The organism is Pseudoalteromonas sp. SR44-8, assembly GCF_014163635.1.
Classification (GTDB): Bacteria; Pseudomonadota; Gammaproteobacteria; order Enterobacterales; family Alteromonadaceae; genus Pseudoalteromonas; species Pseudoalteromonas rhizosphaerae.
In genome coordinates this window covers 16,712-33,586 of record NZ_JACJDS010000004.1, presented here as the reverse complement: position 1 = coordinate 33,586, position 16,875 = coordinate 16,712, and the positions used below count along the sequence as shown (strand labels likewise).

Genomic DNA, 16,875 nt, shown 5'->3' with positions numbered 1-16,875 from the left:
CACCGATTTATTTAGTAAGAGTATATGTTATGAATTTATACAAACCATTTGGGTTTGCTTGTCTGTGTGCGACTGTATTAGCTGCACCACCCGCATTGGCTGCGCCAACGCACAATACCGCCGATTTAACCTGGTTGTTGTTGCAATTAAAACAACACCCAAATTTACAGGCTGATTTTCAGCAGCTGCAAAGTGCCACTGCATCTGTGCGAGCCGCAGGGCAATCTCTATATAATCCAAACCTTGAGTCGAGTATTGAAAAAGAAGGCGATGCTAATAATTTTAGTATTGGGCTGAGCCAAACATTTGATATTAATGATCAACAACAGGCACAACACAGTGCGGCGCTACTTACACTGGTTGCACAGCAGCAGCGTTTGCAATTAACGTATTTACAATTAGTTGAACAAACCCTGATTGCGCTTATCAATTGGCGCAGTAGTAAAGCAGCTTTTCAGTTAGCGCAACAGCAAGAGCAGCAATTAGAGCGTTTAGTTACCGTGGTTAAGCGCCGTCGAGCGGCCGGAGAAGTCGGGTTGCTGGATGAACAATTAGCATTGTACTCACTATCAGAAATTTTGAATCAAACCGCCCAACAAGCCAGTGCTTATGCAGATGCTAAATTAGCTGTGCAGGCACTGTTACCAACGTGGCACGAAGATGGACAGCTGACACCTGAACAGTTACTCAGTGGTATTAAACTCACTACAGATACTGAAAATGTGGTCCAACATCCACAACTTTTGCTGGTGAAATCACAATGGCAACAACAGCGTCAGCAAGTAAAGGTGATCAAAGCAGAGCGAGCCGTCAAACCAACCATTGGGCTTGTAGCAGGTAAAAATGGTGATGATAACCTTGTCTCTGTGAGTTTTTCTATGCCGCTGAATATAGTGAATAATTTTAGCGATGAATATCAAGCTGCAGAATTTATGGTGATGTCAAAAGAAGCCGAATATCAAGCTTTAAAGCGCACTATGACGTTTCAAGCGCAAGCCAGTAAAGAGGTGATGCAAGCGTACGCTCAGCGCGTTAAGCGTTGGCAGTCGATTAACCAAGCAAATGCAGATAGCAGCCTTACGTTGATAGAGCAACAATGGCAAAGCGGTGATATCAGTACCGCTGAGTACCTAACCATGCGCCAACAGCGTATTTCAGGATTACTTGCTGGCATTGAAATTGTTCAGCAAAGCCAACTGGCGAGCGTGAATTGGTTAACGCAAAGTGGTCAACTTAGTCATTATATTTCTACCTTTACGGATCCCCTAACTGATGGAGCTGCACTATGACGCGCTTAAAAATTATTCTTTCTGCTCTGCTATTTATTTTTAGCAATTTAGGGCAGGCAACCACTGTTGCACAACAAAAGTTTGATGATACAAAAACAGGTCATCAACACAGTGAAGAAGCACCGCACGCTCATACACCAGATGCAGCCCTTGATCATAGTGCTACCACAGCAGTACAACAGAGTGAGAATGTTGAACATGATCAAGCCGGCGGGGTACGTTTAACCCCGACACAAATGCGTTTAGCAAATGTGCAGATCAGCCCATTAGTGAAGCGCACTTATCAAGCGCAGCTATATGCCCCTGGTGAAATCAAAGCTAATGGTTATAGCAGTTATGTGTTATCGCCACGGGTAGATTCAATTGTGGTGAAACGTCACGCAACCTTAGGACAACATATTCAAGTAGGCGCACCGTTAGTGACTTTATTTAGTGCCGAGGTCGCCAGTGCACAAACCACTTATCGATTAGCTAAAGCACAGTGGCAGCGGGTGCAAAAAATGGGCAAAGGTACGGTGAGCGAAAAACGCTTACTCACAGCCAAGGCAGAATATGAAGTGGCTCACAGTCAACTTGTGGCGTTTGGTTTATCGGCTAAAGCAATTGCGCAAAGTGCGGTCAGCCCAGCCGATAAACTGGGGGAGTACACATTATTCGCTGGTACGTCAGGGGCTGTGCTCAGTGATAATTTTGCACAAGGGCAGCGGGTCGATGCGGGAATTGAACTGATGCTGATTGCTGATGAAAGTCTACTATGGGTTGAAGCGCAATTGTCGGCAAATCAAACCATTAATATTGATACAGGCACAATAGCGCAAGTGAAAGTGAATCAATTCACATACCCAGCCAAGGTGATCCAAGAAGCACACACTATAGATCAGATCACTCGCTCACGGATTGTGCGTTTGAGTGTACAAAACAGCCAGCATCAATTACACCCAGGGATGTTTAGTGACGTGTATTTTGAATTTTCAACTGAGCAACAAGTGTTGGCAGTACCAGAGCAAGCTCTACTTAGGAACCCAGATGGTGATTGGGCGGTATATGTGCAAGATGAAGACGGTGAACTTATAGCAACTGAAATTGAACGTGGCCGACGGTTTGGTCAGCTTCGTGAAATTAAAGGATTAGCTGAGGGCACTAAAGTCGTTACTCAAGGAGCATTTTTTGTCGCATCAGAACAAGCTAAAGGCGGTTTTGATCCGCACAACCATTAGGAGCTAACACTATGTTTAATAATATAATAGATAGTGCGATTGCTAATCGACTACTGGTTTTGCTGACTCTTTGTGTATTAATTGTCACCAGTGTTGTGGTGATCCCAAAACTCAACCTTGATGCTTTTCCAGATGTTACCAATGTGCAAGTGGCTGTTAATACCGAAGCAACAGGTTTGGCTGCCGTTGAAGTTGAGCAGCTGATCACTTACCCAATTGAAGCGGTCATGTATGCATTACCTGATGTAGAGCAAGTTCGTTCGATTTCTAAAACGGGGCTTTCTGGTGTTACCGTGGTGTTTAAAGAAGGGGTGGATATCTATTTTGCCCGCCAACTGGTATTTGAGCGTTTGCAAGCAGCGAAAGAACTGATCCCGGACGGGATTGGTTTGCCAGAAATGGGCCCGAATACGTCAGGGCTCGGGCAGGTTTACCAATACTTATTAGCGGCATCACCTGAATCTGGCTTGGATAGTATGGCGCTGCGCAGCTTAAACGATTGGATTGTGAAGTTACTCATCTTACCCGTTGATGGGGTTACCGAAGTACTGTCGTTCGGTGGTGATGTGCGTCAATACCAAGTAAATCTTAACCCAAATAAGTTATTGGCTTATCAGCTCGAGCAACAACAAGTGGTCACTGCACTGGAAGAAAACAACACCAATGTAGGTGGCTGGTATATGAACCGCGGCCAAGAGCAGTTAGTTATTCGTGGAACAGGTTGGTTTAATGCCGGCACACTAGGGCTGCAAGAAATAGCACAAACGCCATTGAAAACCATCAATGGCACAGTGATCACCATTGCCGATGTGGCAGAGGTGACGCTTGGCAGTGAAATTCGCCAAGGTGCCGCTACGATGAGTAAAAAAGATGGTCAAGGTAGTGTGCAATCATTAGGTGAAGTGGTGACAGGAGTGGTATTAAAACGCATTGGTGCAAATACCAAGCAAACCATTGATGGTATTAGCGCGCGGATTGCGATGATCAATCAAGCACTACCAGAGGGGGTAACGTTTGAACCGTTATATGACCAAGCTGATTTGATCACCAAAGCGGTTGATACTGTGGTAGATGCCTTGCTATTAGCGTTTGTATTTATTGTGGTTGTGCTGGCGTTGTTTTTAATGAATTTACGCGCCACATTATTGGTTTTATTGTCTATACCAATCTCCATTAGTATGGCTTTATGTGTCATGTCGTGGTTAGGGCTCTCGGCTAATTTGATGTCACTCGGTGGTATTGCTGTAGCAATTGGTATGCTGGTGGATGGCTCGGTGGTTATGGTGGAAAATATTTTTCGTCACTTAACTAACAATACTGATGCTGATCACTCACCGGCTAAATTTATCACTATGGCGGCTAAAGAAGTTGCCAGGCCGGTATTTTTTGCTGCACTAATTATTTTAGTCGTGTTTATGCCGTTGTTTAGTTTTGAAGGCGTAGAAGCTAAATTATTCCAGCCAATGGCTATAAGTATCATGTTAGCTATTATTTCTGCTGTGATTGTTGCGCTAGTAATCGTGCCAGCAATGGCAGTGTATTTATTTTCTAAAGGTGTCAAAGTTAGGCGCAGTGTATTACTTGAGCCGTTAGATAAAACTTATCAAATATGTTTACGCTGGGCAATGGACGCACGTAAAACGGTGATCTCGCTGGCGGGAATATTAGTGGTGATTGCTGGTATCTTATTGCCGCAACTAGGCACTGAGTTTGTGCCAGAGCTTGAAGAAGGCACTATTAACTTACGGGTAACACTGGCACCTTCGGCAAGCTTGGATACAGCATTAATGGTCGCTCCTAAGTTGGAAGCGATATTATTGGCCTTTCCTGAAGTTGAGTATGCACTTAGCCGAATTGGTCGCCCAGAAGTCGGGGGGGATCCAGAGCCAGTTAATAATATTGAAATTTATTTAGGTTTAAAGCCGGTGAGTGAATGGCAATCAGCTGCTAATCGTGCACAACTGCAAGTGTTAATGGAACAAAAATTAGCGCAGTTTCCTGGTTTATTGTTTAACTTTTCACAGCCGATAGCCACGCGGGTGGATGAGCTACTATCAGGGGTGAAAGCGCAACTAGCGATTAAGCTGTTTGGTGCTGATTTAGATGTGTTAGTCGCTAAAGGGCAGCAAATTGAGCAAGCTGTAAAAAGTGTTGCTGGCGCTAAAGATGTGGCAATGGAACAAATTGCTGGTGAAGCACAATTAGTGATCAAACCGAACCGGTTAGCACTTTCTCGCTATGGTTTATCTGTGGGTGATTTAATGTCGATAGTGCAAGATGGCATTGGCGGCACTGCGGCAGGGCAAATTATTAATGCCAATGAGCGGTATGATATTTATGTGCGCATTGGTGCAGAGTTTCGTGACAGCCCAGAAGCCATTGCAGACCTACGTTTATCCTCACCGACAGGTGCCGTGGTTAGGGTTGGAGATGTCGCAACGGTTAATATTGAATCTGGTCCGCCACAAGTGCGCCGTGATGACGTTCAGCGCCGAGTAGTGATCCAAGCCAATGTACAAGGGCGCGATATGGGCTCAGTCGTCGCGGATATTCGCCTTGCCATAGCTGAGCAAGTTGATTTACCCGCAGGTTATGGTGTGAATATCGGCGGTCAATTTGAAAACCAACAACGGGCGCAGCAACGTTTATCTATCGTGGTGCCTATTTCGCTGGCTTTGATTGCATTACTTTTGTATTTTGCATTTGGCTCAATAGGCCAAGCATTGCTGATTTTAGTCAATGTGCCGTTAGCAGTTATTGGTGGTGTGGTTGCACTTTACGTATCAGGGCAATATTTATCAGTGCCAAGCTCTGTGGGTTTTATTACCTTGTTTGGGGTGGCAGTGCTTAACGGCGTGGTGATGGTTGAGAGTATTAATAATCGCGTTAAAGCGGGAGATAGTCTACAAAGCGCGGCATTTAATGGCGCACTAGCTCGGCTGCGACCGGTACTAATGACAGCGTTAACCTCAGCGCTTGGTTTGATACCCATGTTGATATCAACAGGCATCGGCGCTGAAATTCAAAAACCATTAGCAACGGTTATTGTTGGCGGATTATTTACCGCAACCTTTCTTACTTTATTTGTATTGCCGGTACTCTACGCTCAATTTAGTCAGCAGTTTTATCGTGTCAATGGGAATAAAAACTAGCTTTACTGCAGTACCTTACACAAGGCGCATAAACTTGCGTCTTGTGTTATTTAGTGCATTAATATATGTAAGTAAGTTTCTAAAACAATAAAAAGTTGATTATGGAAATACAATGTTGAATAGCCTGTTAAAAAATAAAAGCCAATCTATACGGACGAAACTGATTGTTACTTTTATTGTCATTGCGCTAGCACCATTATTTTTAATGTCTTGGTTTAGTCTTCAACATGTAAGCAACTCCCTTGAAAAAAGTGCCCAAACTGAACTTGGTGAATTAAGCAGTATTGGTAAGCAATTTGCGAATATTTGGTTTGCAGATCACATTAAAGACCTATATCTATTAAATGATCAACTAAGTCATAGCCAGCTAAATAAACGGCTACTGATTGATGAGTTTGTTGATCGATATGATTTTGTCAATGAAATTCATATTATCTTCGACCCCTCAAATACCCCAAACCCAGTTAATAACAGTGCGTTTTCAGCCTTAAATCGTGATCAGTTAATTGCGATGCTAGCGGCTATTGAGCAAGGGCAAAAAAGTGTATTTATATCTTCAATGGGGGCTGAAACACATCATTTTGTGGCGTTACCTATGATAGACGAGCAACGCGGGCTTTATGCAATAGTATTAGCGAATATAAATTTTCAAGGCTTGCTCGATAATTTAGAACATATTCATAATAATAATGAGGGACTAACTTTCTTTATTGTGAAAGCAGGTGAAATCAAAGGTGCCCAATTGCACCCGAGTGTATTACCAAAAGCTGATTATTTTACTAATGTGGCAAATACTGAACAGGTTTTTACCTATCGAAAAATAGATGACACATTACACTATGCCATTTTAACGGACTTGAATTTTGCAAACGCCACAGGCTGGCAGCTATTGGTTGAAAAGCCTGCAGCCTTTATGTTGCAAGGTGCCAGTGACTATAAGTTTGCAGCTGTGGTTGCTAATGCTTTTGCATTTTTAGTGATCTTAATTCTATCGTGGTGGTTTGGACGACGTTTATCTCGCCCGTTCATTAGCCTTGCCAATGCCAGCGCTGAAATAACTCGAGGTGAGCGCAACAATATTCCTATTCTGGAAGACAGTAGTGAATTACATCAGCTGTCGATTGATCTAGAACACTTAGTCAGTAGCAAGGTACAACAGCAAGAACGGCTAGAGCATCAAAGCACAGCGCTTCAGCTTGCCTTAAAACAACTAGCGGAACAAAAAAGCGCACTTGATGAACATGCAATTGTTGCAGTGACCGATATCAAGGGCACGATCACCTTTGTTAATAAGAAATTTTGTGAGATCAGCGGTTACTGCGAAAGTGAATTGTTAGGAAAAAATCACCGTATTTTAAACTCCGGGACTCACCCTAAAGATTTTTTTAAAGGCATGTATAAAACCTTAATCGCAGGCAATGTATGGCATGACCAAATCTGTAATCGAGCAAAAAATGGTGACTTTTATTGGGTCGATACCACCGTAGCGCCTTTTTTAGATGAGCATGGGCAACCGCAAAGTTATATTGCTATACGCACAGACATTACCGCATTGAAATTACAAGAATTTGAACTCGAACAGCATAAAACACAATTGCAATTAGTGCTGGACAGCACTGCAGTAGGGATCTGGGACTGGTATGTAGATACCGGCAAAGCATATTTTAATAACCGCTGGGCGAGTATTATCGGCTATAAATTAGAAGAACTACAACCAACTGATTTTAATACATGGAACAAATATACTCATCCAGATGATCTTGTTACTTCAGGGCAGCTTTTAGAACAGCATTTTGCGGGTGAGAGCGATTATTATGTCTGCGAAGTTCGTATGTTGCATCGTCTCGGACATTGGGTGTGGGTACTGACCACAGGACGTATCGTTGAGCGCAATAGTGATGGCTCTGCAAAACGAATGATAGGTACTCATCTTGATATTACAGAGCGAAAAGAAACAGAAGCACAATTGCAATTGAGTCGCGACCGATTTGTGTCTCTGGTTGGCAATATTCCAGGCATTGTGTATCGATGTAAATACGATGCCCAATGGAGCATGCTCTATCTGAGTGAACAAACAAAAGTTATTACCGGCTATGAACCAAGTGATTTAGTTGATAATCATAAGCTGAGCTTCATTGAATTAATTCACCCGGATGATGTCTCAAGCGTGGCAGAGAAAGTGAGAGTCGATGTTGATGCTCGTCAGCCATGGTCATTAGAATACCGTTTGGTCGCTTCTGACGGCAGTATTCATTGGGTACATGAAAAAGGTCAAGCAGTGTATGATCAGGCTGGCAAAGTATTGTATTTAGATGGTTTTATTCATGATATAACCGAACGTTATCATACTCAATCAACACTTTACCGCCAACAAAACTTACTTGAAGCAATGAGTAAACAAGGTCAAATTGGTGCCTGGGAAGTTGATTTAGAAGCACAGACTATGTACTGGTCTGATGAAGTCAAAGCAATTCATGAAGTCGCTGACGACTATCAGCCAGTAATAGGGCAAGCTCTTGATTTTTATAAGCAAGGTGAACATCGTAATAAAATTAGCGAACTGTTCGAAGATGCTGTTATTAATGGTAACAGCTGGGAAATAGAGTTAATCCTTGTCACAGCGTTAGGCAATGAAAGATGGGTTAAGTCGATAGGCCAAGTTGAATTTAAAAATGAACGTTGTGTGCGTGTGTATGGTTCATTTCAAAATATTGATACTTACAAATACCTCGAATTAGAGAGTAAAAAAGCCAATCAGTACAATAAAAACCTGGCTAGTTTAACAGTTTCTCCTGAGGTACAGGCTGGTAATTTCGATGCAGTAAAAAATTTAGTTGCGCAGTCAATGTGTGAGGTACTAGATGTGCAACGCGCAGCAGTTTGGTTGTTTGATGAAGCTAGCGATGAAATGACGTGCGTGAGTTTATTTATTGATGAACAAGGCTTTGTCGAGCAGCCTTTAGTGTTTAAAGCGAGTCAATTTCCCGTTTATTACCAAGCAATATTTGCACAAGGTTTAGTGGCAATTAATGATGTTAATAGCCATCCTGCAACTGTAGAATTTATTGATACTTACACAACGCCATTAAATATTAATTCGATGCTCGATGCGGTGATATCTACCGGTGAGGGCATTTTAGGGGTGCTATGTGCGGAAAGTGTCGATAGCTATCGCTGTTGGAGCCAAAATGAAGAAACCTATTTACGCTCTTTAGCGACATTAGTGGGCAGCGTGTTAATGTCGCAAAGGCGAAAGCAAACCGCTCAAGAGCTGAAACTTGCATTAGTTAAAGCTAATGCTGCAGCAACAGCAAAAAGCCAATTTTTAGCAACCATGAGCCATGAAATACGCACCCCAATGAATGGGGTGTTGGGTATGCTTGAGCTGATCGAACTTGAGGCCTTGACCAAGCCGGTGCGAACGAAAGTCGCTATTGCTAAAAATAGTGCGCATTCTTTATTATCGGTAATTAATGATATTTTAGATTTTTCGAAAGTTGAAGCTGGTAAAATCGAGCTAGAAAGCATCAACTTCAATGTCTGTAATTTACTTGGCGAAATAGCTGAATCTCAAGCGTTATCAGCGCAAGAGAAAAATATTGAAATCATTCTCGATTTAGTGGCTGTGACACCGGTGCAATTTAAAGGCGATCCGGGGCGTATTCGCCAAGTGTTGACCAATTTACTGAGTAACGCTGTTAAGTTTACTGCGCAGGGGGAGATATTGATCCGCGCATCAGTAACCGCCATTGAACAGCAATATCAGCTCAGTATTAGTGTAAAAGACTCCGGCATCGGAATTGATCTAACCAAGCAAAAAGATTTATTTAGCCCTTTTTCACAAGTTGATGCGTCGACTACGCGCGAATATGGCGGTACTGGCTTAGGTTTAGCAATTTGTATGCAGCTGTGTGAGCTGATGGGCGGAACTGTCACTTTAACCAGCGAAGTTGGCCAAGGCTGTGAATTCACAGCGACGATTATGCTACAAGAGGGGAGCGAAACCGAACGCAGTATACCGACCATAGATCTGACCAAGCTCACTATATTGGTGGTTGATGATAACGAAACCAACCGGATTGTGATAAGCCAACAGCTTGCTCATTGGGGAGCTAAAGTAGAGCTTGCATGTAATGCAAGGCAGGCGCTTGAGCTGTGTGAAAAGCGTATAGCTGCTCAACAGAGTTTATATGATATAGCGTTATTAGACATGCAAATGCCAGAAATGGATGGCTTAGCGCTGTGTCGAAAATTAAAAGCTGATGATGATTTTAAAGCTATGCCATTAGTAATGATGACCAGTATTGCGGGGATGGAAGGCGCGCAGCGGTTTAATGATGCTGGATTTCAAGCGTACTTTCCAAAACCGATTACCACTGCTGATTTGATTTCAACAATAGCAGTGATCGCTGATGAACAGTGTTCGACAGACTTACCTTTAGTGACATCAAGTTATATATCCTCACTGCGTAGTGATCAGCATAGAGCAAATAGCCATATTTTATTGGTTGAAGACAATCCGATTAACCAGCAAGTATCTAAACTAATGTTAAGTAAACTGAATTTTACCGTAACGCTAGCGGAGAATGGTCAGCAAGCTCTTGATATTTTAGCGAAAGTACCTGCAGAACACTTTAATTTAGTGCTCATGGACTGCCAAATGCCGGTGATGGATGGATTTGACGCTACTCGCGCAATTCGTGCCGGTGAGGCGGGTGCTAAACATCAACAGATCACGATTATTGCACTCACAGCCAATGCAATGGATGAAGACAAACAGTTGTGTTTAGCATCTGGAATGGATGACTACTTGGCTAAACCAATTCAACTACAAATATTAAAAGATAAACTAGATCAGTATTAAACAATGCAGTAATAAATAAGAGAGCTTATGACAGACCAAAAAACGATTACCTTAAGAGATGCGCAGCCTTCGGATGCTGCTACTATTTTGCATTTTATTACCGAATTGGCAATTTATGAAAAAGAGCCCGATGCAGTTAAAACCGATGAACAGGCGATTTTAAAAACCCTGTTTAGTGAAGGTGCAACAGCGCATAGTTTAATTTGTTTTGAAGGCGATACGCCAATTGGCTTTGCGGTGTACTTTTACAATTACTCGACTTGGCTTGGCAAGAATGGCCTGTACCTTGAAGACTTATATGTTAGCCCAGATAGCCGAGGTAATGGTGCGGGTAAATTGATTATGCAACATTTGGCACGCCAAGCTATCGCAAAAGATTGTGGCCGTTTTGAATGGGTGGTACTTGACTGGAATCAACCTGCGATCGATTTTTACAATAGTATGGGGGCAGAGCCACAAAATGAGTGGATCATTTATCGACTTACAGGACAAGCATTAATTGATTTTGCCGAGAAATAAAAATACGCAAATATAAATAAAAATCATTTGCATTAAGTTGTTTGGCTGTGTAAATTAATCACATCATTTAATTTTGTGCAGGTGATTTTTATGTCACACCCACAGTTTCACAGCAGTAATAAATTGTCTCAGGTTGAGCAAGTATTAAGTCCTTGGCAAGCCAACATTATTGCTGGAAATACAGCGTTTGAACGCGGTGCTTTAATTGAAGCTCGCGATAAATACACGACAGCACACACCCTCGCAGCTCGTTTATTAAGCCAATTTAGCCAAGCAAAAATATGCCAGTCAGTTATTAGCGCAATTGAACATTGCTGCCCCGCATTCGTTGTTGCCGCTCATAATTTAGCGGATACATATCGAGCGATGAATCAAGCAGAGCAAGCGTGTCAGTGCTTGTGTGATGTGCATATAAGTTTAAGTCATTTGCTCCAGCATTCATGCGATACGGTGCGTACAGTGGTTGTGCACCATCATCACAAAACCTACACAGAGTTAGTACGGTTTGCCAAATTGCACAGTCATTACCCGCAATTAATAGAACAAATCAATCAGACGTTAAGTTACACCCCAGATCAAACTGCCACTGTGCATTGATCACTTATTCTTAATCCGACAAGGAACAATTATGGCGTTTACATTACCCCCATTACCATATGAGTACGATGCGTTAGAGCCACATTTAGATGCTAAAACTATGGAGATCCACCATACTTTGCATCATCAAACATATATCAATAAAGCCAATGCGGCACTTGAAAATACCCAGTATAGCGATACTGATGTACATGAGTTACTCGTAAAGATTGACACGTTGCCAACTGAGCTGCAAAAAGTAGTGCAAGAGCATGGTGGCGGACATGCAAACCATTCATTGTTTTGGACAGTAATGAGCCCCAATGGTGGGGGTCAGCCAAAAGGGAGTTTATTAGATGCGATCATAGAGCAGCTTGGCAGCTTTGATAACTTTAAAGAGGCATTTACAGCAGCAGCTGTTAGTCGCTTCGGCAGTGGCTGGGCGTGGCTAAGTGTTAATAAAGATAACCAGCTTGTGGTGGAAAGTAGTTTAAATCAAGACAGTCCATTAATGCACGGCAACACGCCGATTTTAGGTTTAGATGTGTGGGAGCACGCCTATTATCTGAAATACCAAAACCGCCGCCCGGAGTATATCGCAGCATTTTATAATGTTATTAATTGGGCTGAAGTTGAGCGTCGTTATTTAGCTGCTACCAGTAAATCAATCAGCGAATAAAGGTTGAGTGCCGAAAATGGCTAGTAAACTGTGTTTTTTCACGTACTCTATTAGCAGATGTATAGTTAAGAGCACCTTATGGATACTAGTCATTGGCAACTTGCCAGACAAAGCCGCGACCATCGTTTTGATGGACTCTTTTTCATCGGTGTTAAAAGCACCGGTATTTATTGTCGGCCAATTTGTCCTGCCCCTACTGCAAAAGAGCAAAACGTAGAATACTTTCAATATGCCCATAATGCTGCCCAGGCTGGATTTCGCCCGTGCATTCGTTGTCGCCCAGATAGCGCCCCTGGAAGTAGCGCATGGCAAGGAACAAAAACCACAGCGCTGCGAGCCAAACATCTGATAGACAGTGACTTAACAACACAACAAAGCTGTGAACGGTTAGCTGAGCGACTAGGCGTGAGTAGCCGCTATTTAAGGCAGTTATTTCAGCAACATTTTGGTATCTCAGTAACTCAATATCGGTTATTTAATCAATGCCATTTCGCTAAAAAATTATTACAAGAAACAAGCCTGTCGGTATCCCAAGTTGCTTTTGCAGCGGGCTTTAATAGTATTCGTCGCTTTAATGATGCTTTTTTACAGCAGTTACATATTTGCCCGTCAAAAATGCGTGGTGAGCGTAGTACATCACGTGCGATGTTGACGCTTAAATTACCTTTTCGGCCCCCTTATAATTGGGCTGCGTTACAGCAATTTTTAGCTAAGCGGTTAATTTCACCTCTTGAGTGGCTTGGTGAGACATATTATGGTCGCAGCTTTAAAAACCAGCATTGCCAAGGCCAGTTTACGGCTGAGTTTGTAGAGCACAAACATCATTTTTTAGTCAGCATTGATATTGATCAGCCACGCTTTTTACAGCCTATTTTAAGTGAAATTCGCAGGGTGCTCGATTTAGATGCCGATACTGCGCAAATCGAACAACACCTAACAACTCAACTTCAAGGGGCAATTGTGTTAACCCAAGGGCTGCGGTTACCGGGTATTTGGTCGGTATTTGAGGCTGGTATTCGTGCGGTACTTGGCCAACAAGTCAGTGTGACTGCCGCGCATAACTTAGTGACTCAGCTGGTGGATGAACTGGGCGAACAAGATGGCGAGCGAGTGTATTTTCCAACCCCTGAGGTAGTGGCAAACAGTGAGCTGGCATTTTTTAAAATGCCTCAAGCGAGAAAGAATGCGCTGCGTAATTTAGCGCAATTCTGCGCCGATAATCCTGATTGTCAACAGCTTGATCAATGGCTGCCACTCAAAGGGATTGGACCTTGGACAGTAAACTATGCAAAATTACGCGGCCAAAGTCAGCCCGATATTTTATTAGCAGGAGATTTAGGTGTAAAGAAAGCACAGGCGGGGGCAAAACCATTTAATGATGAGATGTGCGCGCCATTTCGCTCCTATTTAACCTTTCAACTATGGCAGCAGCTAACATGACTATTATTCAAACCCGCATACCCAGCCCAATTGATGAGATTATTATTCAAGGTAACCAACACGGGGTGAGTTATGTGGGCTTTTATCCAGTTATAGAGTGCTCAGAAACCCCATTTTCAGAGGTTGAGCAGCCACATATTTTAAATTGTGCTGCGCAGCTTAATGACTACTTTACAGGCAAGCGAACAACCTTTGATGTCACTCTAGCCACCCATGGTACTGCTTTTCAACAAGCGGTATGGCAAGCGCTCACCGCGGTGCCATTTGGACAAACACAGAGTTATTCAGATATTGCTCATGCACTCAATAATCCCAAGGCAGTTCGCGCAGTGGGGGCTGCTAATGGTAAAAACCCAATCAGTATTATTGTGCCGTGTCACCGTATTATTGGTGCCAACGGTAAATTGACCGGCTATGCGGGTGGGCTAGAGCGCAAGCAGTGGTTACTTGAGCACGAAGGGCTGATTTAATCTTCAAAAAAGGGTCAATAGACTCCAGGAATTAGTTTTAGCACGGGTAAAAAAGGTGATGTTCAATCAAGATTAAGGTAGCATTAGCGCACTTTTTTCAGGGTAGGCATTTTCATGGCTCAGCTGTACTTTTATTATTCTGCAATGAACGCAGGTAAATCTACCACGCTTTTACAATCGGCATTTAACTATCGCGAACGCGGCATGGAGCCTGTTATTTTAACGGCTGCATTGGATGATCGTGCCGGTGTTGGTAAGGTATCTTCTCGAATTGGTTTACAAGCTGATGCACATATTTTTGATGCTGACAAAGATGTTTTTGAACTGATCAAACAGCTTAATAGTGAACAAAAACGTCACTGTGTGCTGGTGGATGAATGTCAATTTTTATCACGTCAGCAAGTAATGCAACTGACCGATGTGGTGGATGAATTAGGCATTCCGGTGTTGTGCTATGGCTTGCGTAATGACTTTAGAGGCGAGTTATTTAGCGGCTCGCAGTACTTACTGGCGTGGGCTGATAAACTGGTTGAACTTAAAACGGTGTGTCATTGCGGTCGCAAAGCGAACCATGTATTGCGTACGGATGAGCAAGGCAAAGCGATTGCCGATGGTAATCAAGTGGAAATTGGCGGCAACGACCGTTATGTGTCGGTGTGCCGCAAACACTATAAAGCTGCGTTAAACATGCAGCGCCGAAGTTAACGCTGCTATAAATTGATCAATATCGGCTCGAGTGATCTGTAAATGAGTTACTAAACGCAAAGTTTTGCTTGGGCTGAATACTATCCCTTGTCCTTTTAGTTGCTGTGCAATGGCATTAATATCAACATTATCAGCAACATTTGCATAGACCATATTGGTTGTATCGCGCGACAAGTCAACGTTAAAGCCTTCAATAGCACTGAGCTGCTGCGCTAAGTAACGCGCATTGCTGTGATCGTCGGCTAAACGACTAACATTGTGCTCAAGTGCATAGTGGCCAGCGGCTGCCAGCATACCAGCTTGGCGCATAGCGCCGCCAAGTACTTTACGCCAACGCCTTGCTTTATTGATCAGTTCAACAGAGCCAAGTAGTAATGAGCCTACTGGTGCGCCTAAGCCTTTTGATAAGCAAATAGACACGGAGTCAAAGTGTTTGGTTATCTCGGTAATATCTACCTTAAGCGCAACCGCAGCGTTATAAACGCGAGCACCATCCAAATGCAGTGCTAATTGATGGCTGTGAGTGAACTCACGCGCTTGGGCTAAATAACTTAATGGCAGCACTTTACCGCCAATGGTGTTTTCTAAACTGAGTAAGCGGGTATTAGCAAAGTGAAAGTCTTTGGGTTTGATAGCGGCGCGTATTTTGTCAAAGCAGAGGCTGCCATCATTTTCATTCTCGATAGGTTGCGGTTGGATTGATCCAAGCACTGCCGCGCCACCGCCTTCAAATTTATAATTGTGTGCATTTTGCCCACAAATATATTCATCACCACGTTCGCAATGAGCCATTAACGCTAATAAGTTTGCTTGGGTGCCGGAGCTACAAAACAATGCACTGGCAAAGCCATGACGCTGTGCTGCAACGCTTTCTAATTTATTAATACTGGGATCATCACCATATACATCATCACCTAAAGGGGCGTTGAACATAATTTCGCGCATTTTAGCGCAGGGCTTAGTGACAGTATCAGAACGAAAATCAATCATGATATCTCCGGTTGTGTAAATTGCTGGCTGATCTCTTGGCGAGTTTGTTGATCAAAATAACTCCACGCAATAAAGCGACTCACTTTTTGCCCTTGCGCCATTTCAATGATTTTAACTTCAGCCACAGGGTGTGTTTTTAATTGTGCTTGTAACGTGGCTAAGTTTTCTTTTTTTGAAACTAAAGAGGTAAACCACATACACTGCTCAGCAAATAGGGCACTTTCATCGATCATGGTACAAATGAATTGCGCTTCGCCACCTTTACACCAAAGCTCATTATGTTGCCCGCCAAAATTTAAAGCCGATTTAGGGGCTTTGCCTAAGTTTTTCCATTTCCGCTCGCTACTTTGAGCTGCTTGTTGTTCACTGGCATGAAAAGGAGGGTTACACAATGTAATATGAAAAAGCTCTTTTGCATTTATTACCCCCTGAAAAATATGCTGCGACTGCTTTTGTAGCTTGACGGTAATTTTGCGATTATTAAATTGTACGATTTGTTTGGCTAATTTTACAGCGCTCGGATCTATATCTGAGCCTGTGACGCTCCAGTTATATTCATGGCTTGCTAGTAACGGGTAAATTATGTTCGCACCAGTACCTATATCCAGCACTTTAACTTGTCTGCCTTGAGGTATAACGCCTTGATTATCGTTTGCTAGTAAATCGGCTAAGTAGTGAATGTAATCAACGCGTCCTGGAATCGGTGGGCAAAGGTTGTGTTCAGGTATATCCCAAAAATCAACGTTATAGTACGCTTGCAAAAGTGCTTGATTAAGCGTTTTTACTGCTTTGTTATCACTAAAATCAATACTTTTAGTACCATTGGGAGTAAGCACGATATATGGTTTTAAAGTGGGCACTTGAATACTTAGGTAGTCTAAATCATAGCCTTCGTTATGGCGATTTCGAGGGTGTAGTTTTGATTTTAATGGTGTTGATTTCATAACAAATAATTAGCTTAACAAACAAAAAAG

At 42.8% G+C, this 16,875-nt stretch carries 12 protein-coding genes; 10 read left to right on the top strand and 2 right to left on the bottom strand.

Going from position 1 to position 16,875, the window contains the following annotated elements; all coding sequences use genetic code 11:
- Positions 1–29: 29 nt before the first annotated feature.
- The 10 genes from H5183_RS02605 to H5183_RS02560 all read left to right on the top strand — a co-directional run bounded on the left by H5183_RS02605 (position 30) and on the right by H5183_RS02560 (position 14,911).
- On the top strand, positions 30–1,289 hold the full coding sequence (locus H5183_RS02605) for a TolC family protein (RefSeq protein WP_182730856.1): 1,260 nt from the start codon (positions 30–32) through the stop codon (positions 1,287–1,289).
- A complete protein-coding gene (locus H5183_RS02600; RefSeq protein ID WP_182730855.1) occupies positions 1,286–2,506 on the top strand; it encodes an efflux RND transporter periplasmic adaptor subunit in 1,221 nt (406 codons plus the stop codon). The genes H5183_RS02605 and H5183_RS02600 overlap by 4 nt, the downstream gene beginning before the upstream one ends.
- An 11-nt stretch (positions 2,507–2,517) precedes the next feature.
- Entirely contained in the window at positions 2,518–5,658 is a 3,141-nt protein-coding gene (locus H5183_RS02595; protein ID WP_182730854.1) for an efflux RND transporter permease subunit, read from the top strand.
- 112 nt (positions 5,659–5,770) lie between these two features.
- The gene (locus H5183_RS02590; RefSeq protein WP_182730853.1) at positions 5,771–10,522 is read left to right on the top strand and encodes a PAS domain-containing protein; all 4,752 of its coding nucleotides are present in this window, start codon (positions 5,771–5,773) and stop codon (positions 10,520–10,522) included.
- Between the two features lie 27 nt (positions 10,523–10,549).
- Positions 10,550–11,041: a GNAT family N-acetyltransferase gene (locus H5183_RS02585; RefSeq protein ID WP_149980086.1), complete on the top strand. Its 492-nt coding sequence runs from the start codon at positions 10,550–10,552 to the stop codon at positions 11,039–11,041.
- Between the two features lie 90 nt (positions 11,042–11,131).
- A complete protein-coding gene (locus H5183_RS02580; RefSeq protein ID WP_182730852.1) occupies positions 11,132–11,638 on the top strand; it encodes a hypothetical protein in 507 nt (168 codons plus the stop codon).
- A 31-nt stretch (positions 11,639–11,669) separates the two neighbouring features.
- Positions 11,670–12,296: a superoxide dismutase gene (locus H5183_RS02575; protein WP_145236217.1), complete on the top strand. Its 627-nt coding sequence runs from the start codon at positions 11,670–11,672 to the stop codon at positions 12,294–12,296.
- A 78-nt stretch (positions 12,297–12,374) separates the two neighbouring features.
- The gene (locus tag H5183_RS02570; RefSeq protein WP_145236214.1) at positions 12,375–13,736 is read left to right on the top strand and encodes a DNA-3-methyladenine glycosylase 2 family protein; all 1,362 of its coding nucleotides are present in this window, start codon (positions 12,375–12,377) and stop codon (positions 13,734–13,736) included.
- Positions 13,733–14,206, top strand: a complete 474-nt coding sequence (locus tag H5183_RS02565) for a methylated-DNA--[protein]-cysteine S-methyltransferase (protein WP_145236211.1) — start codon at positions 13,733–13,735, stop codon at positions 14,204–14,206. The genes H5183_RS02570 and H5183_RS02565 overlap by 4 nt, the downstream gene beginning before the upstream one ends.
- Before the next feature lie 114 nt (positions 14,207–14,320).
- Positions 14,321–14,911, top strand: coding sequence for a thymidine kinase (locus H5183_RS02560; protein WP_145236208.1), 591 nt, complete (start codon positions 14,321–14,323; stop codon positions 14,909–14,911).
- Here H5183_RS02560 and ltaE read toward each other — a convergent pair.
- Positions 14,888–15,901, bottom strand: coding sequence for a low-specificity L-threonine aldolase (gene ltaE, locus H5183_RS02555; protein ID WP_145236205.1), 1,014 nt, complete (start codon positions 15,899–15,901; stop codon positions 14,888–14,890). The two genes, H5183_RS02560 and ltaE, sit on opposite strands and share 24 nt — an antisense overlap.
- Positions 15,898–16,845, bottom strand: a complete 948-nt coding sequence (gene rlmF / locus H5183_RS02550; protein WP_182730851.1) for a 23S rRNA (adenine(1618)-N(6))-methyltransferase RlmF — start codon at positions 16,843–16,845, stop codon at positions 15,898–15,900. The genes ltaE and rlmF overlap by 4 nt, the downstream gene beginning before the upstream one ends.
- Positions 16,846–16,875: the final 30 nt, after the last annotated feature.